At 69.6% G+C, this 26,349-nt stretch carries 19 protein-coding genes; 6 read left to right on the forward strand and 13 right to left on the reverse strand.

Features of this window, described 5'->3' with window-relative positions:
* Nucleotides 1-100: 100 nt before the first annotated feature.
* From ACFWPI_RS21625 to ACFWPI_RS21635, 3 genes are all read right to left on the reverse strand, one after another.
* Nucleotides 101-3,298, reverse strand: coding sequence for a restriction endonuclease (locus ACFWPI_RS21625; RefSeq protein WP_380372016.1), 3,198 nt, complete (start codon nt 3,296-3,298; stop codon nt 101-103).
* Nucleotides 3,299-3,431: 133 nt separating this feature from the next.
* A complete protein-coding gene (locus ACFWPI_RS21630) occupies nt 3,432-4,316 on the reverse strand; it encodes a hypothetical protein (RefSeq protein WP_380372019.1) in 885 nt (294 codons plus the stop codon).
* A 1,368-nt stretch (nt 4,317-5,684) separates the two neighbouring features.
* Nucleotides 5,685-8,522: a hypothetical protein gene (locus tag ACFWPI_RS21635; protein WP_380372021.1), complete on the reverse strand. Its 2,838-nt coding sequence runs from the start codon at nt 8,520-8,522 to the stop codon at nt 5,685-5,687.
* A 189-nt stretch (nt 8,523-8,711) separates the two neighbouring features.
* On the opposite strand from ACFWPI_RS21635, the gene ACFWPI_RS21640 reads away from it, so the two are divergent.
* Nucleotides 8,712-9,017 (forward strand): SPASM domain-containing protein, encoded by a 306-nt coding sequence (locus ACFWPI_RS21640; protein WP_380372023.1) that lies wholly within the window; start codon nt 8,712-8,714, stop codon nt 9,015-9,017.
* Nucleotides 9,018-9,053: 36 nt separating this feature from the next.
* The gene (locus ACFWPI_RS21645; RefSeq protein WP_380372026.1) at nt 9,054-9,413 is read left to right on the forward strand and encodes a hypothetical protein; all 360 of its coding nucleotides are present in this window, start codon (nt 9,054-9,056) and stop codon (nt 9,411-9,413) included.
* A 149-nt stretch (nt 9,414-9,562) separates the two neighbouring features.
* Here ACFWPI_RS21645 and ACFWPI_RS21650 read toward each other — a convergent pair whose 3' ends face one another.
* Nucleotides 9,563-9,778, reverse strand: a complete 216-nt coding sequence (locus ACFWPI_RS21650) for a DUF397 domain-containing protein (protein ID WP_380372028.1) — start codon at nt 9,776-9,778, stop codon at nt 9,563-9,565.
* A 453-nt stretch (nt 9,779-10,231) separates the two neighbouring features.
* Between ACFWPI_RS21650 and ACFWPI_RS21655 the strand changes: the two genes are divergently transcribed.
* A complete protein-coding gene (locus ACFWPI_RS21655; protein ID WP_380372031.1) occupies nt 10,232-11,053 on the forward strand; it encodes a methyltransferase domain-containing protein in 822 nt (273 codons plus the stop codon).
* A gap of 125 nt (nt 11,054-11,178) precedes the next feature.
* Here ACFWPI_RS21655 and ACFWPI_RS21660 read toward each other — a convergent pair whose 3' ends face one another.
* The gene (locus tag ACFWPI_RS21660) at nt 11,179-11,394 is read right to left on the reverse strand and encodes a DUF397 domain-containing protein (protein WP_380372034.1); all 216 of its coding nucleotides are present in this window, start codon (nt 11,392-11,394) and stop codon (nt 11,179-11,181) included.
* Between the two features lie 266 nt (nt 11,395-11,660).
* The gene (locus ACFWPI_RS21665) at nt 11,661-12,122 is read right to left on the reverse strand and encodes a hypothetical protein (protein WP_380372036.1); all 462 of its coding nucleotides are present in this window, start codon (nt 12,120-12,122) and stop codon (nt 11,661-11,663) included.
* A 306-nt stretch (nt 12,123-12,428) separates the two neighbouring features.
* Between ACFWPI_RS21665 and ACFWPI_RS21670 the strand changes: the two genes are divergently transcribed.
* Both ACFWPI_RS21670 and ACFWPI_RS21675 read left to right on the forward strand, forming a co-directional pair.
* Entirely contained in the window at nt 12,429-13,457 is a 1,029-nt protein-coding gene (locus ACFWPI_RS21670; RefSeq protein ID WP_380372038.1) for a hypothetical protein, read from the forward strand.
* A gap of 94 nt (nt 13,458-13,551) precedes the next feature.
* A complete protein-coding gene (locus ACFWPI_RS21675) occupies nt 13,552-13,779 on the forward strand; it encodes a hypothetical protein (protein ID WP_380372041.1) in 228 nt (75 codons plus the stop codon).
* 574 nt (nt 13,780-14,353) lie between these two features.
* On the opposite strand, the gene ACFWPI_RS21680 is transcribed toward ACFWPI_RS21675, so the two are convergent.
* Together ACFWPI_RS21680 and ACFWPI_RS21685 are read right to left on the reverse strand one after the other, a co-directional pair.
* Nucleotides 14,354-14,566: a DUF397 domain-containing protein gene (locus ACFWPI_RS21680; protein WP_380372043.1), complete on the reverse strand. Its 213-nt coding sequence runs from the start codon at nt 14,564-14,566 to the stop codon at nt 14,354-14,356.
* Between the two features lie 90 nt (nt 14,567-14,656).
* The gene (locus tag ACFWPI_RS21685) at nt 14,657-15,505 is read right to left on the reverse strand and encodes a patatin-like phospholipase family protein (protein ID WP_380372046.1); all 849 of its coding nucleotides are present in this window, start codon (nt 15,503-15,505) and stop codon (nt 14,657-14,659) included.
* Between the two features lie 84 nt (nt 15,506-15,589).
* Between ACFWPI_RS21685 and ACFWPI_RS21690 the strand changes: the two genes are divergently transcribed.
* The gene (locus ACFWPI_RS21690; RefSeq protein WP_063346201.1) at nt 15,590-16,150 is read left to right on the forward strand and encodes a TetR/AcrR family transcriptional regulator; all 561 of its coding nucleotides are present in this window, start codon (nt 15,590-15,592) and stop codon (nt 16,148-16,150) included.
* An 80-nt stretch (nt 16,151-16,230) separates the two neighbouring features.
* Here ACFWPI_RS21690 and ACFWPI_RS21695 read toward each other — a convergent pair whose 3' ends face one another.
* The 5 genes from ACFWPI_RS21695 to ACFWPI_RS21715 form a co-directional block, all read right to left on the reverse strand.
* A complete protein-coding gene (locus ACFWPI_RS21695) occupies nt 16,231-17,475 on the reverse strand; it encodes a CynX/NimT family MFS transporter (protein WP_380372049.1) in 1,245 nt (414 codons plus the stop codon).
* Nucleotides 17,476-19,650: 2,175 nt separating this feature from the next.
* Nucleotides 19,651-23,190, reverse strand: a complete 3,540-nt coding sequence (gene car / locus ACFWPI_RS21700) for a carboxylic acid reductase (protein WP_380372052.1) — start codon at nt 23,188-23,190, stop codon at nt 19,651-19,653.
* 50 nt (nt 23,191-23,240) lie between these two features.
* Nucleotides 23,241-23,966, reverse strand: a complete 726-nt coding sequence (locus tag ACFWPI_RS21705) for a FadR/GntR family transcriptional regulator (protein ID WP_063346199.1) — start codon at nt 23,964-23,966, stop codon at nt 23,241-23,243.
* A 146-nt stretch (nt 23,967-24,112) separates the two neighbouring features.
* A complete protein-coding gene (locus ACFWPI_RS21710) occupies nt 24,113-25,711 on the reverse strand; it encodes an MFS transporter (RefSeq protein WP_380372055.1) in 1,599 nt (532 codons plus the stop codon).
* Nucleotides 25,708-26,313 carry a TetR/AcrR family transcriptional regulator gene (locus ACFWPI_RS21715; protein WP_380372057.1) on the reverse strand — a complete coding sequence of 202 codons (606 nt, stop codon included), beginning with the start codon at nt 26,311-26,313 and terminating at the stop codon, nt 25,708-25,710. The genes ACFWPI_RS21710 and ACFWPI_RS21715 overlap by 4 nt, the downstream gene beginning before the upstream one ends.
* Nucleotides 26,314-26,349 lie beyond the last annotated feature (36 nt).

The raw sequence follows: 26,349 nt of genomic DNA on the forward strand, positions 1-26,349 counted from the left end.
TACCCGTCGCGCGTCGCCGTACCCACACCAGCCGCCGCAACTGCACAGACCCCGGGTTGACCAAGCTGAGTCGGTGCTGGCCGCTGGCCCCGGCTGGAGGTCAAATGCGAGCGGCTCGTCGCACGCTGTGACGCGGATCGGTGGCCAGCAGCTCCAGCACGGACCGCACGTCGTCTGGCGAGCTCGCGGACGCACGGGCTGCTGCTGCCAGGGTTCGACGTACCCGGAAATCGTTGTCGTGAGCAAGACGTACGGCCGTATTCCGATGGTGCCTCGGTCTGCGCATGCACAGGACCGCGCTGGCCTCGCGGACGGTGGAGTCACTGTGTGTGGACAGTAGGTCGACGTCCACGTGCAGGGTGGTCTCCCCCGGAAGTCGCCCGAACACCAACGCTGCCGCCCGCACCTCGGCCGGGTCGTCGCTGCGGAGCAGACCTACGGCTTGCTCCGCGACCCAGCCGTGGTCTTCGTCGGTTGCCGCGGCCGCTCCAGCGAGTTGGAGTCCGTGCCCGCGCAGGGAGGCCGACCCCAGGCTGATCTTGAAGAAGCTGAGAGGGTGTGCTTCGCCGGTGAGTTCGTCGTGAGCGCTTCCATCGCGGTCGCCTGCGACGAAGCTCTTGCTGGCCAGGAACACGGCACGCTTGGCTGGACCGCTCTGCTCCATCACCAGATTTCGCAGCGCCGTCAGAGCGTCCTGCCTCGTCGAAGCGGTCTCCCGGTTGTCCTTGGCGATCGTCTCCAGTTTGGTGAGGCAGGCCTGCTGGTCCTCGATAGCGAGGCTGCAGACCAGATAGGAGTCGGTGACCATGGCCGTACCGAATTCGGTTCGGTGCGGATCGGGCGCGGGTCGACTCAAAATTCGATCACGTGCCTGCTCTGCCCGCGCTCGCGCCGACAGATGCGCCGGATCGAGCTCGTGGCGAATGACGCTTGCGAGGTAGTGACCGCGCGCGTCCAGTCCACATGCCCGGACGCGGAGCTCGATTCGTTGCTCGTCCGTCAGTGCAATGCATTCGCTCGGCGGCCAATGGGTGGCGGCGTCAGTTCGTCCTGCTCCCAGCGAACGCAGGACGCGGTCGTCCAGCATGATCTCCACAGCTTTCTCCACCCCGAGATCCGCAAGGTCGATAAGCCGTGACAGCGCTCTCATCGCTACGCCCGGGTGAGCCAACGCGATCTCAAGACAAGCGGTGGCGTGCTCGGCATCCGTGTATCGGTAGTGGTTCGGCTCGCGAGGTACGTCTGGAGACAGCAGGTTGAGCAGGGCGTGGGCTTGTCTTGGTGTGCCCCGTCCGGCGAGGGCACAGGCGGTCTTCGTAGCCTGCGTCGTGAGTGCGAAGGTCGGTGACTCCGTTAGCTCCCCGCGCCGGCCGCAGGAGGCGATTTCGGTGAGTTCCTCCAGGAGCACCGCGGCCGAATCGTCGTCGACCAGGTCCACTTGGGCCGAGACGAGGACAGCACGGGCGCGTAGCTCCCACCATGGCCCTTGGCCGAGGGTCTGTACGGCGAGGAGTCGGTCCCCGACTGTAACGGCCAGTTCCTTCACCTTCGCCGTGTCACCTGCCCGCTGGTAGTACGCCGCGGCGAGAGCCGGCTCGGAGTTCTCCGCGTAACGATCACCGAGGAACGAGAGGGCCTCGCATTCGTCCGCCCAACTCCCGGTCACCACACTCTCGATAAGCCACCTCCGACCCGCGTGCACGGCTCCGACGGGTTGGTTGGCCACCAGAGCGGACATCGCCTGTTCCCGAGGGTCACGCACGCGGTCGAGCAGACGAGCCGTCCCGGTCCCACGAAGAGCCTGCGCGAGTCGATGCTCCTCGTCGATCTCCGTGGTCAGAGGGCCGTACTGAACATTGAGAGCACGAATGGCGTAGAGCCAGTCGGCGGCTTCCTCCGCCATTCCGGCCAGAATGGCGTCGGAAACCGCCTCGCGCCAGCATTCCAGCGCCTCCTCAGCCCGTGCTCCGAGGGCCAGACGCCGGGCCTCACGCGCATTGATCAATGCCCGGTAACGGCCTGAGACCCTACGGAGCCGGGCCGATCGCAGGAGCGCACGCCGCTCATCGGCGTCGTACTCGGCTCGCACGAGGCGCAGGCGAATCGCAATGCCGTCCCCGGCCTCCGTGGCGGCTCCTTCCCGGATCTGGTCCACAACACGACCGAGCAGTTCGTCCAGACTCTCGACCTGGTCGGGTTCGACGGCCAGCACGGCCTCCGCGAGGTTCAGGACGAGGAGCGGCCGGTAGTCCTCCTCCGGATGCTCCTCGTTGAGAACAGCGCGCAACCTCGAGAACTCTCCGAAGGGATGCCCGTCCTGCTGGATCGCCGCGTCGACCAGCCGCATGTGGCGCCGCACCGAGGAGGCCTGTGCCGGGTCCGCCTCGGCCGCCGCACCGGTCAACTCCTGCAGCAAGTGGCCGAGCCGCCTCGCCTCATACCGGTCTGCGTGGTGGAGTGCGGCCGCGGCCAAACGAGCGGCAAGCCCGGCCGCCTCTTCCCACCTCCCCGCTGCTCTGAGTGCGTCGAGCTGTCTCCTGCTCAGCACCGTGGCGTGACCCCGGAAACCGGCCTCGGTGAATCGAGAGGCCAAGCGCCCGTACAGCCGGGCGGCCTCAGCCGGCTCAACTGTCTGGTTCGTCTGGGCTTCCCGAAGAAGCGGCTTCACGTCGTCGGTGTTCAACGGGCCGAGGAGGATGCGGTCGGCCTGCTCCTGTCGGTCAGGATGAGGCGCTGGAACACCAGGAAGAGGTGCCCCCGTAGAGAACGCCGCCGCCGTTTCACGGGTCCAGAACCGAGCAACGACATCACCCTGATAGCGAAGGTGCTCATTGATCTGTTCGGCCCCCCAGAGATCCAGATCGAGATCTGGATGCTCCGTCTGAAGTGCCGCCAGTTCTTCCGCGACCTGTGTGGTCAGAGTCGAGGCGGAGGTTGCAACGATGATGCGATTGGCGCCGAATGGGCGCACCCCGTTGGCGAACAGCTCGACTGCCGCACGAAGATCGGCTGCGGTGAATCGCTGATAGTCCTTGCACTGGACGACTGTGTACTCGCCGTCGGGCTCGCGGCCCGCCAGATCGATGCCGTGCTGCGCCTGCCCCTGTACGCCGTAACGACGGAACCTGACCTCACGCAGACCGCGGGCACCCTGCACGACCGCCAGCAGAAGCTTCTCGAAGCGGTCCCACCCGATTCTCAGGTTGAGGTCCTCGCCTGGTGGCGTGTTGCCCGGAGTCCCGGGGGACGGTGGCGTCTGGAGGCTGGGGTCAGCGGAGATCCGGGCCCACTGCTCCATGACTGGTTCGGTCCCATGTTCGGTTTCTCTCATGTCTACCTCGCTCGGTACCTAGACGTTATTCATTACCAGCGTCCTATTTGTCGCGGGTCGGCCGCTCGGCAGATTGCCTGCTGGCTGATTGACCCACCAACTACCTGAGTGGCGCAATGATGCACGTCGGTCGCTGCTCGACAGCGTTAACCCAGGTTGGCGCGGAATGAACTGCCTTCCACGCCACCGCTCCTGCGGTGTCCGTTGTGGGCGTCTGGTCTTTGAAGTGGGCGGATTTGAGATAGCCAGGCGGATAGTCGACGTCCTCCCCGATCGGTTCGCGGTAGATGGCCACGAGGGAATCCAGGACTACGAAGCCGGGTGGAGTAGGCGCCCGCTGAGGCAAGTACCGGGCGAGGGCGGTGGTGAATGCCGAGTGTAGGACCGAGCGCATACCCTGGCCACGTTCGGAGCGGGGCCGGCTGTCGGCCCGCACTTTCATGTCGTACTGGTTGTACTCGGCGAACTCGACCGAGGGAACGGACCACGCGTCCAGCGTTCGCCGTAGGACGTCATCGAGGTTGGAGAGTGCCCCGGCGGGGATGTGGCTGGCGGGCCCGTGTGAGCGGACCGCGCCCGCCCCATGGAGCTTGGACCGTCGATCGTCCAGCTCCTCGATGCAGGCGTCGAGTTCGAGTTCTCGTTCGGCGGCTGAGCGGGCTGCCAGGAGGTCGTCCATGTGCATCCGCAGGGGTGCGAGGCGTTCCTCGGCCTTGGAGATCTCGTTGTCGAGTTCTCTGGCACGCAGGAGTAGGTCGCCCCTTCGCCCGATGAGCTCGCTCAGTTGGGTTCGCAGGTCGGTGATGGTCGAGAGAGGGTCGGTGAGGAGCGAGCTGGTCTTGGCGGCGTCGGCGTGGACTGCCGCGTGCAGTTGGGTCGTCTCCTGCTCTCCGTGGCCGTGGTGGTGGCGTTCGGGTTCGGCGCCGCAGAAGACGCAGGTGCCGACGCGGAAGTAGCCGAGGATGCTGTCGGCTTCGCTGACCATCGCGAGTCGGTCGAGGTCGGAGCGGTACTGCTGTCCCAGCAGTCCGAACCAACCTGGTGCGCAGGTCGTGGATCTCGGTCAGGCGGGACTCGACGACGGCGAGCTCTTGTGTGGCGTTCACGCTGGCTGCGACCGCGCCGACGTGGCGGTCGGTGCTTACTCGCAGGGATCGGGACTGGGCGTCGATGGTGGCCTGGATCCGCATCAGCCGTTCGCGTAGGTGGGAGGAGTCTTCTTGGGCCGTCAGCTTGGCGGAGAGCTCCAGGACGATTTGGTCGAGGAGCCCGATCTGGCCCTTGTGGACCTGGCGTTGGTCGGAGTTCGGCTCGGTGGCGGCCATCGGGCCGCCTTTGCCGGTCAGGAGGTACTTCATCACCGAGGCGGCAGCGGTCTTGCCGGAAGCCGCATTCGATCGCAGGACGGGGGAGAAGGGGCCGCCCATGCGGGTCTCGGTCACCAGGGACAGGTGCGCGAGGTCGACAAGGGACAGTCTGCAGGTGCCGCCGGCGTCGTTCTTGCGGACCTGAGTGTCGGCGTAGCCGAGTTCCCTAAAGAGCATGGCGGAGAGGCTGCGCGAGCTGCCCGAGCGGTGGACCGCGGTCAGCTCCAGTTCGGCCCGTCGAGTGACCGGGTCGCACAGATCCGCGTAGTGGACGTGGACAGTGCCGGCGCCCGGTCGTCGGACCAGGGTGAGTGGCGGTCCTTCGGGCAGTTGCAGCCGGCAACATCTGGCTGTAGCTCTCGGCTTCGGGGATGAGCGGGAGACGGGCGTCGCCGAGCATGTACTCGATGGACTCGACGATGAAGGATTGGCTGGTTTCCGAAGCACTGTAGATGACCGTCAGCTAGGGGCCGAAGGCCACGCGGGTGGTGGGCTTTCGGGAGCCCGCGTAGGTGAGGTCGGTCAGTCGCAGTCAGTCACGGACCGATGAGGGTCGGAGGTGGTGGATCGCTATTGTCCGCCCCGGTGTCCACGCCGTCAGACATTTGCCCCAGCCCCCGAGTCTCGAACCTCCGTGATCATCTGATCACTTGGGGCCAAGCGATATCACCACCACCCCGATCGAGAGAAGAGTACGAACCAGGACTGACCGATCGTGGTTCCTAATTCGTGAGTAGTGATTCCAGTCGGCCCGGAGTGAGGGAGTCCGAATATCTCATGTGGGGGGTGTGTTTTGAGCTACATGGGTTCGGAAGGTTCCCAGCACAAGGTCATGTGGATGCGGCCCTCTGAAGATACGGACCGTCCTGGCGAAGCTGGACCACATGGCCTGTCTTACTAACGGCATCGGGCTGGACACGGCACTGTGGGCCTTACTGTTCCCGGGCGTGGTGGATCCGGATAATACCGGGCAAGGACGGCTGGGTTCAGTGTGCCGTGTCCTGCGACCCGGCGTGGAGATCGGAGAGCGCCTGCGTGGCCCGGTCGACGCCAGCAGCGATCGCCTGACGGAAGGCCAACTCGGCCCCGGCATGGTCTCCGGCCGCTCGGCGGATCTGCCCCAGGGCGAGGAGAGCTTCGGTGTGGCCCTTGGTGACCAGGGCGCGGAGCAGCAGTTCGGCGCCCTCCCGTTGCCCACGTGCCGCACGGACGCGGGCGAGCGTTTCTACGGTGTCGTAAGAGCGGTTCGCCAGCTCCTCGGCAGCCCGTCTCTGTCCGGCGAGTTCGAGAACCCGGACCAGGCCGTGGGCGGCATACGACTGGCCCTCGTGGAGTGCTCGTTGGTAGAGGCGACCGGCGCGGCGGAGGTCACCCTGCTTCTCCCGGAGGTCGGCAAGGTCGAGCAGGATCCAGGTCATGTTCAGGTTGTAGGCGTGCCAGTATAGCCCCGCGGCGGCGCGATGGTTGCCCTCCGAAGCGTGCTTCATCCCCAGTCCGCGCAACACCTTTGCCTCGCCGAGCTCAAGCGCGATCTTGGTGTACTCCTCGCTTCCCGCTCGGTCACCGTCATCGGCCAGAATCCAGGCCAGTTCCCGAGGAGCGTTCACGTCGCCTTCAACGTGGAGCGCGTGCTTGAGGACGGCGATAGCCCTCGGCTTCTCCTCCGGGGTCATGTACGTCCAGGCGAGTCCGGTGAATGCCTCAGTGTTGCCGGCTCGGAAGGCGCAGCTCGTTAGGGCGAGGGCCAGCCGATGTCGGCCCTTCTCGGCCAGCCAGCGGGCCTGGTACTCGATGCTGCGGGCACCGCCTGAGGCGAGGGCCTCGTTGTAGAGATTTAGTGCGGTCTGCCGATCGCCGCGCTCCCAGGCGATGGATGCGAGACCCACGGTGGCGTCCGTGTTCACGTCGGAGCTGACGGCCCGTTGGTACCATGCCCCGGCCTCGTCTAGGGCCCCGTCCTGTTCGAGGCGCCAGGCCAGTCGGACCTGTGCTCCAGCGTGCCCCGCCTCGGCTGCGAGGGCGTAGTAGGGGGCCGCGTCGAGCTCGTTGTGGCGCTGTTCGAGGTGCCAGGCTAGGGCGTTCAGTGCGTTACCGCCGTCGGTGTCGGCCGTTGAGCGGGCGAGGGACTCGGCATCAGAGATCCGGTCGCGGGCTGCGGCGGCGAGGGCTAGCGTCGATCGGTCGGAGGTGGCTGCATGCCGTTCTGCGGCGCGCCAGAAGGCGTCACCGGGGCAGTGGAGGTTTCGGGTGCGACGTGCATCGTGTTCGAGGAAGTCAGCGAGCCGGACCCGCAGCCCGTCGCCTCTCGTCCTGCGGGCGGGTGACAGGGGTCCGCACACACCTCGGCACGGCTCGGAGAGATAGTGGAGAGCTTTCGCGAACCAATCCTCCGGCGCGAGGTCGAGTTCGAGTTCGGTGAGGTAATCCGTGGCCGCGTCCTCCAGGAATCCTGCGACCAGTTCGAGACCGTGGCCAAAGCGGCGGGCGTCCATTGCGGCCTCGAGGACCGCGCGGGCAGTGGGGGAGGCGTTGGCATACCGCTCCTGGAGTGCGGGGCCGCCTGCCAGGTACTGGGTGATGTGGCGGGCCTCGGCCGACCGAGCGGCCTGGCGCAGCCGGCTGTCACTCAGGCCGGGCATCGTGAGGAGCGCGGTCACCTGGTCTTCGGTGAAACGAGAGGGCACGGGGATCCACCGGTTCGCGAGAAGCGCACGACGTTCCTTGGTCTCGTCGGTGGTGCCCGGCGGCGTGGTCATCGGCTGCTGATACTCGTGCCAGCACGTACCCAGCACGAGCGCTGGTGCCCGGTCGGGGTCGCGGACGAGTGCGGACAGCCCGGCGGCGACTTTCTCGTCCCGGTCGCTGTCAGTGGTGAGTAGGTACCGGTGGATTTCGTTCAGCCACAGGACTGTCTGCGGCCCGACCGAGCGGAGGGAGCCGAGCAAGGCGTCGGGCGATGGTGGCTGCCACAGGCGCCAGCCGTCAGGTAGCTGTCGGACCGACTCCCAGAGTGCCCGGGTCTTGCCGGTGGAGGAGTCGCCGAGCAGGATGGCCGTGCCGCTCGTTCCATGCGCTGCGCGGTCCAGGACAGCGTGGAGTTCGTCGTCGAAGGGCCTACGTAGGTAAGGGGGGAGAGAGTCGTTGCCCGGGGCGTTGTCCTCGGCCTGGATCGCTTGGTGCACTTCGAGGCCGAACGGGTCGGCGTCCGTGACGGCGATGCCCACGGTGTTGTCGGGCGTGCTTGTTCGCTCGTAGGGAGCAGCGTAGTGGGCGGCCACCGCGTCCGCGTCGCAGAAGCGGTGGGCGACATGGTCGCCGAAGTACCGAGCGACGATCCATGGCAGAGGGCGCAACAGGCGGCCCAGGTGCTCCGCGTCCCACACCTCGCCGAGCTGAAGATCGGGAAATTCGGCCTGATATCCGAGCGCGATTTCTCGCACTTGGGTGGAAATGCCTCGACACGAGGTGGCGATGACGAATCTGGTCGCGCGGTGGGGGTGGCTACCGTGAACGAAGTGGTCGAAGGCTTTACGAGCCGAGGCGGCGGAGAACCCGGCGACGTGCTTGACCTGGAAGGCCGACCAGCGACCGTCAGATGTACGGCCCACCACGTCGATGCCGCCCTGCGACTGGCCGGCGGTTCCGTATCGGGCGACCTGGGTGAGTCCCTCTGCGGCCTCGACGAGCTCACAGATCAGCCGCTCGAACTCTGTCCAGTTCTGGGTGTCGAAGGGGAGGACCGGGATCTTCGGGTCGGCCACCGGGGGCTGGGAGGTGGGGGTGCGATAGGGCATCGGCGGCACCTTCAGGCTCGTTTCACTCATGCTCTTGAGCAGCCTATCTGGGGGTACCGACAGACCGGCCGAAACGGGTTCAAGGCCTGACAGCGAGGATGGGGCCGGAGTTTTGCGGCGGGCACGGGTTGTCCTACGGGTCTTTATGGACAGCGCAGCTCTGGCCACGGTGCGCAACCAGGGACGTGCCGGACCACCTTCGTCGCTGGTCAGGTAAACGTGCCAGGGTGTTCCGCCGACCTGTGTGGTCACTGCGCGCACGAGAAGTGCGCGATCCTGCCCAGCGGCGACGTCGCACCGTGCGTGCTCGGCCGGTTCATGCCGGTGGGCAACGTCCTGCAACAGCCGCTCGCCGACATCTGGTCGGGCGAACGCCTCGCCGCCGCCCTATCCGAGATCAAGCGAGAATGCGACGTGGCGCAGAGCTGCACCCCGCCACAGTTCCTTCCCATGTGCGGCCCGTGCTCGCCCTGTGTGCCCTCGGTGCGGCACTGTGACCCGCCCGGGTCCCCCATCGCCGATTAGCATCAGTACCCCCGTACTGCAACCAGGGAGCGGACGTTGGACAACCACGGCGACCACTACGGCGACGACTGGACGCCGTGGCCCGGCGACGCCCCAAACGGCTGGCCAGCCCGCACCGAGACCGAATGGCTCGACATCGCCCGGTACGTCCGACACGCCGCGAACAAGGTCGGCGATCCCCTTCCGCTCTGCCTGCCCGGTGAACCGAAGGAGTGTGGGCGCAGCGCTCGGCACCATGTGGTGCTGTGGGGTGCCGTGCTCAAGGCTCGGGCGCATCACGTGGTTGAGCAGGCGTCGCCCACCCAGGAGTACGGAACGTGGGCGGCCCGGTCTCTCTACCGCCGGGAGGTCGACCAACTTCGGGAACAGCCCATCGGGGGCGCCGAGATGGAGTGAAAGCCGGGCGCGGGATACTCATCGACTACGACCGCTGGCCTATCCCGTGCCAACCGAGGCCCCACTCAGCCGGACGTGCCTGCGCGTCAACTTGACGCGCGAGCCCCACTACCCGCTGTGGGTAGTGGGGTTCGGGCGGCGTGGGTGTGTCAGACCTCGCCGAACTCGCCGGCCTGGACGGCGGCGACGAACGAGGACCAGGCGTCGGCGGGGAAGACGAGGGCAGGACCCTCGGGGTCCTTGGAGTCACGGACGGGCGTCAGGCCAGGGAAGTTCGGAGCTACCTCAACGCAAGTGCCCCCGTTGTTGCTGTAGGTGGACTTGCGCCACTTGGCGCTGGCCAGGTCAAGGGTGGGGCCGGTCATTCATGCTCCTTCCGAGCAGTGCGGATCACGGCAAGCGAAGCCACCTTGGAGAGCGACGACTCCACCTGAAGCCGATCGTGGTCACGGCTCCATGCCTCGACCTTCCTGCATTCCCGTTCCAGGAAGTCCGAACCAGTCACCGGAAGTTGCGGGCTGGACGCGATTCCTCCCGGCCGTGAACGGCCGGGGCTCCGCACGAATTCATTGAAAGGATCCCGAGGCATGACACGCATCCCATGGGAAGGACAGGCCGCCGATCTGGCCGATCGGGCGACCGATCCGGACTCCCGATGGCGGAACCCGGTGGCCGGCGTTCCCCGGCACGAACTGGTCCCCAGGTGGTGGGAGCCTGCCGAGGGCGGCACTTGGCAGCTTCAGGTAGGGGAAGCGAACCCGGACTTCTGGCTCCAACGGGCCTACGGGAACGAGTCCCTGGTCACCAGCGTGGGCGGGTTGCACGCGGACCACGCGAAGCCGGATGACCGCCCGACCGGGCTGCCCACGTCGTCGGCCACGCTCACGCCGCTCGTGGTCAAGATGCTGCGGCACGGCCGGATCGCCGCCGAGCACGACCTGCTGGACATCGGCACCGGCGCAGGCGGGTTGACCGCCATTGCCGCCACGCGGCTCGGTTCGGATCGCGTGACGAGCGTGGACATCGACGGGTACCTGGTCGACGCCGCGCGGGACCGCCTCGCAGGCATGGGGCTGAGCCCTCACTTCGTCACTCAGGACGCCACCGACGCTCTCCCCGGCGACTACGACCGGATCGTAGCCACCGTGTCCGCCCGCCCTGTCCCGGTCCCGTGGCTCCAGGCGCTTCGGCGCGGTGGACGGCTCGTCACCACCATCGCGGACACGGCGCTGATCCTGACGGCCTGGAAGACCCCGGACGGCAAGACCGCCCGCGAAGCCGACGGGGAGAACGTCAAGCTCTTCCGCTACCCGGTCACCGACATCCGCAACAACTGGGAAGTCTGGTCGATGCTCACGATCAGCATCCCGGGCATCGAAGTCGACTTCGAAGAGACGCCCGAGGGTCGTACGGCCTGTCTCGCCCATCCGGACGGGTCATGGGCGCGCGCAGAGGCAACGAAGTTCGAGCCGCCGACCGTCCACCAGAGCGGCCCCCGCCGCCTGTGGTCGGAACTCGAATCCATCCGGAACTGGCGCGAGGTGGAAGGCGGCCTCCCGTTCTACGGCTGCCGCGCCGTCGTCACCCCGGACGGCGTGATCCACCTGTCCCGGGGCCGGTGGTCGGCCACCATCGGCTGACCGTGACCGGACGGCGCCGTCCGGCTTCTCCAGGGCGGGGCCCTGTCTGGAACGGTGCCATCGGCAGCTATGTGCGAGCCCCACTACCCATCTGCGGGTGGTGGGGCTCGCGCGACGTGCGTGCGTCAGACCTCGCCGAACTCGCCGGCCTGGACGGCGGCGACGAACGATGACCAGGCGTCGGCGGGGAAGACGAGGGCAGGGCCCTCGGGGTCCTTGGAGTCACGGACGGGCAGTACACCCGGGAAGCCGGGGGCCACCTCGATGCAACTGCCCCCGTTGTTGCTGTAGCCGGACTTGCGCCACTCGGCGCTGGCCAGGTCAAGGGTGGGGCCGGTCATTCATGCTCCTTCCGAGCAGCGCGGATCACGGCAAGTGAAGCCACCTTGGGAAGCGACTCCACCTGAAACCGATCGTAATCACGGCTCCATGCCTCGACCTTCCTGCATGCCCGTTCCAGGAAGTCCGAACCCGCCACCGGAAGTTGCGGGCCGAGCCGGAGCGTCGCGGTCAACAGCTGCCGAGAGGGCTGCACGGTGCCCGGCCCGCGGACCCTGCAGGGGGAGGCAGCCGCAACCGCGGCGTGACAACCGGTTCCGGGCTGGCCCTACCTCGTGAGGGGCTCCACCCCGAGGAGGGCTGCGGTTTTGGTGTAGACGGTCCGGGCGAGAGCGTCGTTCAGGGCCAGGCGCGAAGGGGTGTCCGGCTGGGACTCGCTGAAGAAGCCGCCGCTGGGGCGCGGTGCGGGCGAGGCGCTGGCAAGCCAGACCGGGGTCTGCACACCTTCGTCCGGGGTGATGGCGAACGGACGGAACAGCGGGGCGGTCAGCCGCATCAGACCACCGGTGTTGCTGTTCATCGCGGTGCCCTTGGCCATCCCTGGATTGGCGTTGTAGACGCTCATGCCGTCAGGTAGGCGATGTGCGAGTTCTCGCGCGGCCAGGAGGCTGACGAGTTTGCTCGTCGCGTAGACGTTGATCTGGTGGTAGAAGCGCTTGCTCCACGACGTTCCCGCGACATCTGGATCGGTGGCATCGAGCCTGCCACGCTTTTCCACGAACGAGGACATGTTGATGATCCGCGCTTCGCGCGTGAGCACTCCTTCGGCCAGGAGGGCGTGGGTGAGCAGGAACGGGGCGTGATGGACCCCGTGTAGGTGTCGCCCTCGGGCTGGGGCGGTGCTGCCGAGTGTGTCTGCCTTCGGCTTCCGGCGATTTCGGCACTCCCGCTGCCGTCAACCCGTTTGCGCGGCGTACACCCAGTCGGGTTCACGACGCCTCATTGGCAGTCAGTGAGGGGATCAACTGTGTGAGTATCCAGCGCGGCCGTAAAGGTACGCGCCTCTGACCGGAAACGACGTACGGAAGGACGCAGTGTGGACTCGACAGACCGCCGCACGATCAGGCACCCCCGACCGCCTGGCGTGGACACCCTCCACTACACCACGCGGAGCGGCCTCGACGCCGTCCCCGATCCTCGGCACCGCACCATGATCGCCAGTGTCCTGGCCTCCGGCCTGGTTGACGAGATGATCGCCTTCACCCAAACCTTCGATCCGCCCGTCAACCTCGCGCAGGCCCGCGCCGACGCCGATGTGCTCACCACCGAGTTCGCGGCGTTCGGCGTCACCATCCCCACCGCCACCACCACCAACATCACGTTGATGCGCGCCCTCATGGTGCCCATCGCCGACGACGCGCTCGCCCTCGCCCTCGATCGCATCTGGGTGTTCGTCACCAACACCGATGACGTGTGCTGCCACGACCCCGCAGAGGCCGAAGCCATCCTGCGGGCCGGCATGCTGCCCGAGCAACGCGCATCCTCGCCGAACGCCCGGTACATCCGGCACATGTTCAAAGAGCTCACACAGTTCTGCGATCCGACATTCCTCGCCGTCTTCAAGACCTTCTTCTACAACGCGATCACCGGCGTCCTCATGGAGGCGGAGTTCACGCCGGAGGCGTCCGACGGGGTCGACAGTGACTTCGTCCGTGTCTTCAACGGCTTCTCCCAGTTCTGGTTCACCTCACTTCAGTTCACCGACCCCTGCTTGAGCGCCCACCACAATCGGGCATTCTGGTCGGCGGCGCTGAGCTCCTGTGTCGCGTTTCTCAACGACATCAACGACGTCCTGTCCTTCTACAAGGAGGCGGTGCACGGCGAGGACTTCCTCGCCAGCCGGATCTACCGCCGCTCGGTGAGCGAGAACATCCCCTACCTCGCCGAATACCGCCGGAGCCTCGACAGTGGCCTGGCTGCCTACCGCCGCGTCCTGGACCTCGCCACTGACGAGCAACGCCCGCACCTCGACCGTTACATGACCGCCTTCGCCTACTGGCACTTCCGCTGCCGTCGCTACCTCTGGCACGACATCTACCCCGGCCTGACCCCGATCGACATCTGATCCGGTCTACTGGTGAGCTCGCGTATTCAACTGTCGCCAATGTCCCGCCACAAAGGAAAATGAGCCCAACTGTCAGCTTATCGAGCGGCGTCTGATGACCGACCCCACGACTCTCATCAGCATCTGCGAGGAACTCGCAGGAGTCGAAGCCGCAGAGCTGTATGTCGATGAATATGGAGACAGTCTTCCCCGAGTTCTTCTACGGAGCGGCGCCGTCAGCAATGTTGCCGAGATGTGGGGGCAACTGCGCGAGTTTACCGAAGATGAAGGGATCGACCTGAACGATATCCTCGTCAACCTTGACTTCTCTCTGCTGGACTGACGAGGTGCTTCGGGCCTCTGACGTCACAACGATAACCTGGCCCATGGGAGAGTGTCGCAATTCGCCAGCGGGCTCTCGTAATCAATTGCCGATAGTTCTCCGAGGTTCCCAGCCTTCTGATGCCCGTGTGTGATCCTCTGCGGCGTATCGGCTCCTGTTCCGCCGGTCTCCCTGAGGTGGCGGCTGGTGGTCTTGTCGTGGTAGCCCAGAGTGGCCGCGACGACGGGGGCAGGCGGCTCAAGGAGTTGCTGTCGAATGGCGGCGCCGCGGGCGGCGGCGACGGGGATACCGATCTCGCGCAAGAGACATGACAGGCCGCTTCCAGGCTTGTCCATCGCTACCAGCCGGTTGAACAGGGGGGTCAGCGCGGGGCGGACGCGGCCCGTGCCGTCGGCACCCCGGACGGCGTGATCCACCTGTCCCGGGGCCGGTGGTCGGTCACCATCGGCTGACCGAGACCGGACGGCCCTGTCCGGCTTCTCCGGGGCGGGGCCCTGTCTGGAACGGTGTCATCGGCAGCGATGCGCGAGCCCCACTGCCCGTCGTGGGCAGTGGGGCTCGGACAAGGTGTGCGTCAGGCCTCGCCGAACTCGCCGGCCTGGACGGCGGCGATGAACGACGACCAGGCGTCGGCGGGGAAGACGAGGGCCGGGCCCTCGGGGTTCTTGGAGTCGCGGACGGGAGCGAGGTTGGGGAAGTCGGTGGCGACCTCCACGCAGTCACCACCATTGTTGGAATGCGAGGACTTGATCCAGGAAGCGCCGGACAGGTCTGCGCGGTCACTCATGACTGGAGTTCCTTTCGGGCCCGATTGTGAACTGTCAGGTGTAGTAGGGCTACCCCGGCGGTAAGACGGACAGGCGTTGGTGATCAGCGGTCAGCCCGCGTCGGCTTCCGCCCTCCACATGGTGCGGAGTTGCGCGTCGACGTCGCCGGCCTGGCGAACACCCGCCTGGTAGGCCGGTTCCCAGGCCGCCAGGTCGCCCGCGTCCGAGCCGAAGGCGCGCACCGAGGCCGGGTCGGGGCCGATGGTCACCACGGTGTCCGCCCCCACTGCCGCCAGCTGCTGGTTGAGTGGTTCCCGGGGGAACAGGTGGGCCATCGGCTCGACCACGACCAACGTGCGGGCTCCGGTGGCGAGATCGGCGTTGGGGCCCGCGCGCAGCGCACCGTCCATGTACCGCCGGCCGTCGATGGCGACGGGCGGTGCGGCTCCGGGGAAGGCGCTGCTCGCCGCCACCGCGTGGACCAGCGGTACGCCGCTGTCGCGGTCCCACACCACGGGCTCACCGGTGGTGGCGCAGACGGCGGTGATCAGCAGTCGTCGCTCCGGCCACGTGTCCGCACCGATCAGGGCGGCGCGCCCCGCGATCAGCGCTTCCTCGGCTTGGGGGTCGCCGCCGTCGAGCGCGAGGCGGCCGACGCGGCGCCTCGCCTCGCCGGGTTCCAGGCTGCGGTCGCCGAGTACGGCGAACACCGCGCCCATCCGCTCAGGGTCGGGCTTGACCCGGTGGGCGGCCTGGCGAGCCGAGGAAGCGAGCCGCCCCGGGTCCTGGCCGGTGGCGAGCAGCGCTCCGACGATCGAGCCGGCTGACGTGCCGACGATCAGGTCGGCCTCGCCCAGGTCCACGCCGTTGCGGCGCAACCCGTAGGCGAGTCCGGCTGTCCAGGCCGTGCCGACGTGACTTCCGGGGCCCAGGACGAGTGCTCGGTCGAAGGTGTGCATGTGGTCTCCCCTCGTTATTGAAACAGTCGTACCATATACTCGCTAATGTCGTCTCAACTCCGATGCGCCGAAGGGAGATCCACCGTGGGGCGACCCCCTGACCCCGCCCGTCGCGAACGCACGCTGGCTCGGGCGACCGACTACGTGCTGGCGCACGGCCTGGCCGGGCTGAGCCTGCGGCCACTGGCCGCAGCCCTCGACACCAGTCCACGGATGCTGCTCTACGACTTCGGCAGCAAGCAGGAGTTGGTCGCGGCGGTCCTCGCCGAGGCCCGTCGCCGAGGCGCGGTGCGTCTGGCCGGGCACCCCGCGCCGATGAAGGGCTCCGTGCAGGAGCGGCTGCGTGGCATCTGGGGGTGGATGAGCGCGGACGAACGTGCGCCGTTCGTCCGACTGTTCTTCGAGGTGCACGCCGACGGCCTGGTCCACCCCGAGAACTACCCCGACCAGGCCGAGGCGATCACGGACTGGTTCGACACTCTCGGTGCCACCTTCCGGGACGTCTCCACCGGCCCTGACGACACCGTCACGCCCACGTTGGTGATGGCCGTTGTCCGAGGTCTGCTGTTCGATCTCACGACCACCGGCGACCGCCGGCGCACCGATCTCGCGCTGGACCGCTTCGCCGAACTCCTGGGGCGGTGAACGCGCGACAGCGGTGAACGCGCGAGAGGCGTGACGGGCGAGAGGCGTGACGGGCGGGGCTGCGTGCGGTGACGGTGACGTCAGCGAGGCCGAGGAAGGCGCACGTGGCGGTCCTGCCCCGCGCCGTATCCGGCCGCCGCCATGGCGATACCGAGGACGGCCAGGACCGTGAGCGGAAGCGTCCAGCTGCCGGTGGCGTCGTGCAGGATGCCGAGGAGGAGCGGGCCGGCCGCCGCCACGAGGTAGCCGATGGACTGCGCCATGCCGGCCAGCGCGGCGGCTTCGCCGGAGCTGCCGGCACGTTCGCTCTGGAAGGTCAGCGCGAGGACGAGGCACGCGCCGCCGCCCAGTCCGAGCAGGGTGCACGCCACGACGGACAGTGCGGGGGCGGACACCAGCACGGTGAAGCCGCCGGCCACGATGACCGAGGCGACGGCCGCAGTCCACCGCTGGTCGTGGCGGCCCCGGGTGAGCAGGGGCAGCAGGCCGCTGGTCGCCAGGGAGATCAGCTGGTAGTAGAAGAGCATCCATCCGGCGGTGGTGCTGCTCGTGCCCTGGTGGATCAGGATGCTGGGCAGCCACGCGACGGCGGTGTAGAAGGCCAGGGACTGCAGGCCCATGAACATGCTGACCTGCCAGGCCAGTCCTGACCGCCAGGGTGCCGGACTGCGGGTCGCGCCGGTGGAGGCCCGGGCCCCGTCGCCCCGCATCCGGGGCAGCCAGACGAGGAGCGCCGCGATGGTGAAGGCGATGTCCCAGGCCAGCGCGGTGTGCCAGGAGCCCGGCAGGGAGTGGGAGAGCGGGGCGGAGATCCCGGAGGAGACGGCGGCCGTGACGCCCATGACGGTGACGTAGAGCGCGCTGATGCCCTGGATGCGGTGTGCGGGCACGCTGCGCCTGATCATGGCGGGCAGCAGCACATTGCCGAACGCGATGGCGGCGGAGAGGATCACCGTCCCGGCGAACAGGCAGCTCACGGAGGGCAGCGACCGGACCACCGTTCCGACGGCCAGCGCGCCGAGGGCCGCCACCAGCAGACGCGCGCTGCCGAACCGGTGGGAGGCCCGGGCCACCAGGGGCGACGTCGCGGCGAACGTCAGCAGGGGGAGGGTGCTCAGCAGCCCGCCCCAGCTCGCCGTCAGGCCGCTGCCCTGCTCGATCGCCGGCAGCAGCGTGCCGACGCCGGTGAGGCTGGTCCGCAGGTTGGCCGCCACGAGGCAGATCGCGAGGACGAGCCCGATCGACACGGCGGGCCGCGTGCTGTCGGTGGTCGCCGTCCCGGAGACGGAGTGCTGAAGGGGCGTCGAGGACAGTTGCGGACTCATAGCTCCTCCGTTGTGGGTGGTGCCTGGACCCCGTGGTCGTGGGTGAGCCGGACGATCGCCGGCGCAGGCCGCGTTCCCGCCGGCCGGCCGCCAGCCTCGATGTGCGAGCGGAGGCTGTCCACGAGCGGTGCGGACAGGCTTGCCGTTCTGCGCGGTGTACTGATGCGTTTCATGAAGGCAGCCTATACAAACATCAGACATTTGAACATCGCACGTCTCTGGGCCCAGGCGGCCCCGGTTTCCGCCGGTGGGCAGGGGAGTCGGGCGTGCCTACGCACCCAGGAATCCCCGCTCCCCACCCCGAAGTGAGAGCCTGAACAGAGAAATCGAAGATCAGCCGGACAAGCGGCAGCAGCTGGCCGGTGTCGGCAGGACTGACACGAGGCGGGGTGGGCGGTGATCCGGGGCCAGGCGGCAGGCGTGAAGGCGACGCCAGGGGCGTCGGCTCGGGCAGCGGTTGCTCACCGGAGCCGTTCCAGCGGCGGGGCCTTCGCCGGTTGATGCCCGGCGAAGGCCTCGCCACGGGTGTCTCCTACCAGGTGATCAGAACGTAGCCGGGGCCGCTCGGGTTGCTCCGCTGGCCGGTTTGGCCGCCGGTGCCGGCGCTTCCTGCCTATGAACTCGGGCTGGAGGGCCCCGTGGCACCGCCGTTTCCTCCCCCGCCTCCCGCGTCGCCGGGGCCGCCGTTTCCACCGCTGCCGCCGACGCCGGTACCGGCGGGCGGGGTGACAGTGGCCGCCGGAGGCGCGGCCCCGGCACCACCCGTCCCGCCGGCACCGCCCGAACCGCCGGGTTGGCCGTAACCGGGGCTGCCCGGCCTTCCCTGGCCGCCGGTGACACCGTCGCCACCCGCAGCACCGGACTGACCCGAGGTTCCGGGGTTGCCGGCCAGTCCTGTGCCCGTTCCGGAGCACAGCTCCAAGCGGTCGGCGGGGGCCCCGGCGCCGCCTCCGCCCCCTGCGCCGGTGCCGCCGGAAACGCCGCCGGCACCGCCGGCACCGCCCGAACCGCCGATCTTGCCGTTCTCCCCGCCCTGCCCCGCACGGCCGCCGGGGCCCGAGCCCCCGGCGGCCCCGTTACGGCCGGAAGGCGCCTCGATGAGGTCTTCAGGCCCCACGACCTGGGTGGTCGTAATGGCTGTGTCGGCGCCTCCGCCTCCGCCGCCCGCGCCGGTGGTGCCTGCTTTGCCGCTGGTGAAGGTGCTGCCGGCCGCGCCGCCGCGACCGCCCGCCCCACCGCCACCGCCGGCGCTCCGGTCGCCGCCACCGGCTACGAAGATTGTGAACGTGTCGCCTGCCGTGACGGTGAGTGCGCACTCCGTGTAGGCGCCGCTGCCGCCGCCACCGCCCGCGCCACCGCCGCTGCCGCCCGCGCCTCCTCCTCCGCCACCGCCACCCACGGGGTTGGAGATCAAGGGCGCGTAGCTTCCGCCGCCACCCCCTCCCCCTCCGCCGCCGCCCCCGCCGCCACCCGCCCCGGCGCCACCGCGGCCCCAGGCGTGAATGGTCATCTGGGTCACCCCGGCCGGAACCACGAACGTGGCGCTGCCGATCACCGCTGGAAAACCCTGCTCGCCGTGAGGTGCCGCGGCAGGAGCGCCGGGCGCCGCCATGGCCAGGCTGCACGGCAGCACCGCCGTGGCAGCCGCGACAGCAGCGATCCTGCGACTCAGAGGAGTCCTGCAACTACGAAAAGTACGCATACGTCCCATGTTTCACACTTCCGCCTCCGCCGCCACGCCGACAGGTCCATCCAGGGTCAGCTGGCTGAGTGACCCTGGCTCCCGAATTCGGCTCGACCACGTGATGTGCCCGAGCTTTGAGCGCGGCACCCCTCAGCACCACAGGGTGCCGAGCGCTGCGCCCCCACTCCTTCGGTTCACCGGGCGTGGGCGGCCCGGTCTCTCTGCCGCCGGGAGGTCGACCAACTGCGGGAACACCCCACCGGGGGTGCCGAGATGGCGTGACAGCCGGATGTGCCTATGCGTCGACCTGACGCGCGAGCCCCGCTGCCCGTCGTGGGTAGCGGGGCTCGGACAAGGCGTGTGCGTCAGACCTCGCCGAACTTGCCGACCCGGACGGCGGCGACGTACGACGACCAGGCGGCAGCGGGGAAGGCGAGCGCAGGGATGGCGAGCGCAGGGATGGCGAGCGCAGGGATGGCGGGGCGGACCGGCTACAGCAGGTGCTGCGCCCGGAGGTCCGCCACGTACTTGGTGATCAGGTCCTGCGACAGGTGCGGGATGTCGTTCTCCTCGTTGAGGGCGGCGGCCCGGACCGCCGCGCGGAACCGGTCCGCCGGCAGGGCGGATCCGGGCAGCGGCTCCGACGGCGTCGCGAAGGCGTGCAGCAGGGGGAGCAGCGAGTGCTGCCGCTGGCGGTCGGGCAGAGCGCGTATGGCGCTCTCGAAGCGGTCGAGCCACTCGTCGTAGTCGTGGATGCGCGTCAGGGGGTGTCCGGCCGCCACCAGCCAGTCGACGAAGGTGTCGAGGGAGATTCCGTCCTCGTGCGGGTTCACGATGTTGAAGGTCCGGTACCCCTCCCGGGTGTCGTCGCCCAGCGCGGCGACGGCCTGCGCGGTGAAGTCCACGGGCAGCGCGTCGTAGTGCCCGCCGACGTCGCCGGGGCCCCGGGCGTAGAAGCTGCCGGGGGCGATGCCGGTCGCCAGCAGGCTCAGCAGGAGGCGGGTGAACACGTCCGGGACGTTCAGCTGCCCCCGGTAACGCGGGTGGGCGAGGATCAGGTTCGAGCGGAACACGGCGACCGGGAGGCCGAACGTGTCGTGCGCCTCGCGCAGCAGCACCTCGCCCGCCCACTTGCTGGCCGCGTAGCCGTTCGCGTAGCCGCTGCCGAGGTCGCGCGTCCCGCAGGCCGTGCGGATGTCCGCGTCCTCGTCGGCCGCGGCCGCGGAGTCGAAGACGACGGCGACCGTCGACAGGTAGGTGAACTGTTTGGCCCTGGAGGTGACCGCGAGCCTGATCAGTTCGGCCGTGCCCAGCACGTTGGGGCCGAACAGCTGGTCGTAGGGCAGGACATGGTTGACGAGTGCCGCCGGGTGGACGATCAGGTCCACGGTGTCGGCCAGCCGCTGCCAGGTCTCCCGGTCGAGCCCGAGGTCGCGCTCCCCGACGTCGCCGGCGACCACCTCCAGGTGCGCGGCGGCAAGGCCGTGGTAGCGCCGGAGGAGCTCCGGGTCGCCGCTGTCGAAGGCCGCGTCGAGCCGGGCCCGGGCCGCCTCGTCGGTGGCGCCGCGGACCACGCAGACCAGTGTGCCGCCGCGCTGCGCGACGCGCTCCAGCCATTCGAGGCACAGGAAGCGGCCCAGGTAGCCGTTGGCGCCGGTCAGCAGGACGGTCCGGGCCTCGGGCAGCGGGCCCGTCGGCCGGCCGGTCCGCGTCGGGGTCCCCGGGTCGAGGAACGCGTCCAGCGTCAGGTCGCCCGCCGCGAGCCGCGTCGCGCCCGGTCCGTGGACCTGGTCGGCGGTCGGGCGCCGGTCGCCCGACGCGAGGGCGTTCTCGATGTGGTCGGCCACCCGCTGGAGCGTGTTGACCGGGTTGATGACGACGTCGACGGGGACGTCGACGCGGTAGACCTCCTTGAGCAGTTGGGAGAACGACAGTGCGGAGAGGCTGTCACCGCCGAGTTCGAGGAAGCGCGTCCCGGGGTGGACGTCGTCCTGCCGGTTTCCGAGCAGCGCGCGGGCGGCCAGGCACACGGTCTCCGGTACGGGCCGGGACGGGCCGACCTGGCGCAGGGCCCGGAGTTCGTCGCTCTCGCGCTCGGTCAGCTCGGCGTACAGGGCTTCGAGGCGCTCGCCGTAGCGCTTCGCCAGCGCGGGGCGCAGCAGCTTGCGCACGCCGGAGAGCAACCCGTTCTGCTGGCTGAACGGCTCGGTCTCGATGAGGAAGTCCCGCGGGATCTCGTACGAGTTGAGGCCCGCTCCGGTGGCGAGGCGGTGCAGGGACTCGCGCAGGAGCGACCTGAGGCGCGGGCCGTCCCCGGCGGCGAGGTCGAGCGCCTCCTGGGTGGGCACGATGACCGCGAGCAGGTAGGCGCGGGCGCTGTTGCCGTACACGAAGACCTGCCGGACGAGCGGACTGCCGGTGAAGAGGGCTTCCAGCCGGGAGGTGGCCACGAACTCGCCCTGCGACAGTTTGAGGACGTTGGAACGGCGGTCGACGTACACGAACTCGTCGGGGCCGGTGAGGGCCACGATGTCGCCCGTGCGGTAGAAGCCGTCCTCGTCGAAGACCTGGGCGGTGGCGTCCGGCCGCTGGAAGTAGCCGGGAACGAGGCGATCCGACTTGACCAGCAGTTCACCCCTGGGGTGCGGGGAATCGGTGCGGAAGTACCCCAGCTCGGGCACGTCCGCCAGCCGGTGGTCGGTCACCGGCGGGCGCAGCACCCGGCCGTCGAGCGAGACCAGTCCGGCTTCCGTCGACCCGTAGCCGTTGAACACCCTGATCCGCAGGCAGCTCTCCAGGAACGCCGCCAGCTCCGCGCTCATCGGGGCCGAGCCGTAGGTGGCCCACAGGAGGCGGCCGCCGAGGGTCTTCTCCCGCAGCTCCTCCTTCGCGCGGTCCGCCTGCCCGGCGGTGTCGCCCCCCGCCTCGCTCCGCTCGTTGCGGCGGGCCGACTCGCTCCGGTAGCGCTCGAAGAGCATGTCGCAGATGCGGGGCACCAGGATGAACTCGGTGGGCCGGACCAGGGAGAGGTCCACGAAGAGGGTCGACAGGTCGCTCGACGCCACGAAGTGGGCGGTGCCCCCCTTGGCGAGCGTGCCGAACAGCACGCCCCGTCCCATCATGTGGCTCAGGGGCAGGTAGTTGAGCACGATGGACGGCTGCGGCCCCTGGCCGGGCACGAAGTCGATCCAGAAGTGCTTGACGAGACGCTCGGTGTACACGGCGCCCTTGGGGGTGCCGGTGCTCCCCGAGGTGTAGATCAGCGCGCTGAGCGTGTCGGCCGTCGAGCCCTCGGGGACCCGGGGGAGCGGTGGCAGGCTCCTGCCCCGCTCGACGATCGATGCCAGCGCGTCCAGGGTGACACCGCGGCCCTGCGCCGCGAGCCGTCCGCGGGCGGAGTCCAGCGCCTCCTGGTGGTCGGTGACCTCCGGGCGGTGGCCGAGCACGACGATCCTGCCCAGTGACGGGGTGTCCGCCGCGATCCGGAGCGCGACGTCCAGGTGTGCCACGTCCACCGCCAGCAGGCGTGGTCCGGTCTGAGCGACGACGGGGGCCAGGTGTTCCGCCGAGGCGCCGGCCTGGAGGGGGACGCTCACCGCGCCGGAGCGGACGCAGGCCAGGTCCAGCACGGCGTACTCGGGGCTGGTGGAGCCGAGGACGGCGACGAAGTCGCCCGGGCCCACGGCGTGGTCGGGGTGGTGGCGCCACTCCGAGGCCACCGCGCCGACGCGTTCCCACAGTTCGCCGTAGGTGGCGGTGTCGAACCGGTCCAGGAGGCGCAGGGTGGTGCGGCCGGTGTCCGGGTCGGTCACCGGCTCGGTGGCGCGCTCGCCCAGGGCGGGGCGGTCCGCGTACCCCTCCATCACCGTGGCCACGAGGTCGGCGAGCGGTAGGCCCGGCCGCCGGATCGCCTCGCTGACGGCCTCCAGGGGTGCGGCGGCACGGAACTGCGGATCCGTCGCGTACAGGTGGGCGGTGCGTCGGGCGGTGCGTGCGTCGAGGTCGTCGGCCGGGGGCGGTAAGACGGGCATGGGTGTTCTCCTCTGCGGCCTCGAAGGCCTGGGCAAGGGGCGGGCGGTCTTCATTCTTCGGTGGAGGCCGGTTCGGTGGAAGTGAGTGGTGCCTGGACCCCGTGGTCGTGGGTGAGCCGGACGATCGCTGCCGCCGCGGTGCGGGCGCCGCTCTCGTCCTGGGCCTCGATCGCGTCGACGAGCCGCCGGTGCAGGTCGGCGTGCTCCTCGGCGGCGGTGGCGTCCCAGGGCAGGCCTCCCAGGGCGGAGGCGAGGGCCGTGCCGAGGTAGTCGTAGACCTCGATCAGGAGGTCGTTCCCGCTCGCCCGGACGACGGCCCGGTGGAACAGCGCGTCGACACTCATGGCCGCGGACCTGTCCTCGCCGACGCAGGCCGCGTCGGCGTCGGCCAGCAGCTCCCTCAGCTGGTGCAGCTGGTCCTCGCTGCGCCGCAGGGCGGCGGCCCCCGAGGCGTACTCCTCGAGGACGGTGCGCAGTTCGAGGACGTTGTCCCGCCGGGCGGAACTCGCCCGCCGCACCATGACCGACTGGAGCTCGCTCGACGCGCGGACGTAGGTGCCGTCCCCGGCCCGGGGTTCCAGCAGGCCGAGGTGCACGAGCGCGCCGATCGCCTCCCGCAGCGTGCTGCGTCCGACCCCGAGCTCCTCGACGAGGACCTGCTCCGGCGGGATCCGCGTCCCCACCGGCCAGCCGCCCGCCTCGATGTGCGAGCGGAGGCTGTCCACGAGCTGCGCGGACAGGCTCGCCGTTCTGCGCGGTGTGCTGATGCGTGTCATGGAGGCAGCCTATACAAACATCAGACATTTGAACATCGCATGCTCCTGGGCCTGGGTCGCCCCGGTTCCGGCCGCCCGGCCCGCGATACGCCACCGGCGGGAACGGCCGTGGCCGTTCCCGCCGGTGGCAGGGGTGTCGGGCGTGCTTACGCGTCGACCTTCTCCGGCTGCTCCGGCTTCTCCGGCTGCTCCGGAGCGGGTACCTCGACCGCAGTGGCCGGGGTGGTCGCGCTGGTCGTGCTGTCCAGGCCCCGCAGCAGCCGCCAGGCCATCGCGGCCGCGCCGATCAGCAGGACGGCGGCCAGCAGGCCGGCGCTGTTCATGCCGTGCGTGAAGGACTCCCGGGCGCTCGCCAGCAGCGGCTCCGCGACGCCCTGCGGCAGTGCGTGCGCCGTCTCGACCGCCGCGCCCAGCGACTCGCCGGCCCGCGCCGCGGCCGCCGGGTCCGTCCCGGCCGGGACGACGAGCCCGCCGGCGTAGATCGAACCGACCACCGAGCCGACCAGCGCGATGCCGAGCGCGGTGCCCAGCTCGTACGCGGTCTCCGAGACCGCCGAGGCGGCGCCGGCCTTGTCGGCGGGCGAGGCGCTCAGCACCAGGTCGGCGCCGAGCGTGTAGACCACGCCCTCGGCCGTTCCGACCAGCAGGAAGGAGGTGGCCAGCAGCAGGTAGGTGGTGTCCTGCTGGAGCCAGCCGAGCACGCCCACGCCGAGGCCCATGGCCAGCAGGCAGCCGGTCAGCGCCGCCCGGGCGCCGGTGCGGCGCACCAGCCGGGCCGTCAGCAGACCGCCGACGACGGCGCCGACGAAGGCCGGCAGCTCGGCCAGGCCGGCCCGCAGCGGTTCGTAGCCGCGGACCAGCTGGAGGTACTGCGAGGTCACGAAGACCACCCCGGACAGGCCGATCAGGGCGATCAGCGAGGCCAGCACGGCGGCGGTGAACCGCCGGTCGCGGAACAGCCGCACGTCCAGCAGCGGGGTCTCCAGCCGCAGCTGGCGGCGGACGAAGACGGTCAGCGCGGTGACGCCCAGCACGAAGGCGACCGGGACGTCCCAGCGCGCCACGCCGTGCGCGGCGGCCTCCTTGATCGCGTAGACCGTGCCGATCACCCCGGCCATCGACAGGGCGACGCTCAGCACGTCCCAGCGGCCCGGCTTCGGGTCCTTGGACTCCGGCAGCAGCCAGGCGCCGAGCACCAGCAGCAGGAGCAGGATCGGGATGTTCATGAGGAACACCGAACCCCACCAGAAGTGCTCCAGCAGCACCCCGCCGACCACCGGCCCGAGCGCGGCGCCGGCGGTGGCGGCCGCGCCCCAGATGCCGATCGCGGTGGCCCGCTCCCGGTCGTCCGGGAAGAGGCCGCGGATCAGCGACAGGGTCGAGGGCATGATCGTCGCGCCGGCGACGCCGAGCAGCGCGCGGGCCAGGATCAGCCAGCCGGCGCTGGGCGCGTAGGCGGCGAGCAGCGAGGCCGCGCCGAAGGCGGCCGAGCCGATCAGCAGCAGCTTCTTGCGGCCGATCCGGTCGCTGAGCGAGCCCATGCTGACCAGCAGGCCGGCCAGGACGAAGGAGTAGGAGTCGCCGATCCAGAGCAGCTGGGTGCCGCTGGGCTCCAGCGTCTCGCTGATGGAGGGGATGGCGAGGGAGAGGACGGTCGCGTCGAGGGCGACCACGGTGACGGCCAGGACGAGGACGGCGAGGCCGGTCCAGCGCTGGCGGGGGCTGGCAAGGACGGTACTGCTCATGGGGTATCGGTTTCCGGTGTGCGGGCCGAAGGTGCTGTGGGCGGGGGAGTGGCGGCGTCGGGCCGGCGCAGCGCGCCGCCGAGGAACAGCTCGGCGAGCGAGAAGGCGGCGTCGCGCGGGGCGAGGCGGCCGTCCTGGATGGCCCAGCCGACGCCGGCCACCAGGTCGAAGAAGGCCTCGCTCAGCCAGGCGGCGCTCAGCTCGATGCGGAACGTGCCCTGCTGTTGGCCGCGCAGGAAGAGCGCGTGCAGTCGAACGATCTGGAGCTCCCAGAGGTCGTTGATGCTGTCGTCGTCGTAGAGCTGGTTCTCGCCGGCCAGGAAGGCGCAGAGCGTGGCGTCCGGGACGGCGGCGTCGACCAGGCGGCGCAGCGCGGCCTCGGCGTCGCCGTCCTCGACGGCGGCGGTGTCCAGGGCGGCGGCGAACCGGCGCAGGCCGAGCAGGCCGACCTCGCGGATCAGGGCCTCGCGCCCGGGGAAGAGCCGGTGCAGGGTGGCGCGGCTGATCCCGGCGGCGCGCGCGATCTCGTCCAGGTGGGCGGTCGGGCGGCGGGAGAGCACGCCGACAGCGGCTTCCAGGACGGTGTCGCGATCGGTGGCCATGAATCGAGTGTAGGCCACATGAGACATGGATGTCTC

Origin of the sequence: Kitasatospora sp. NPDC058492, assembly GCF_042720685.1 — a bacterium.
Classification (GTDB): Bacteria; Actinomycetota; Actinomycetes; order Streptomycetales; family Streptomycetaceae; genus Kitasatospora.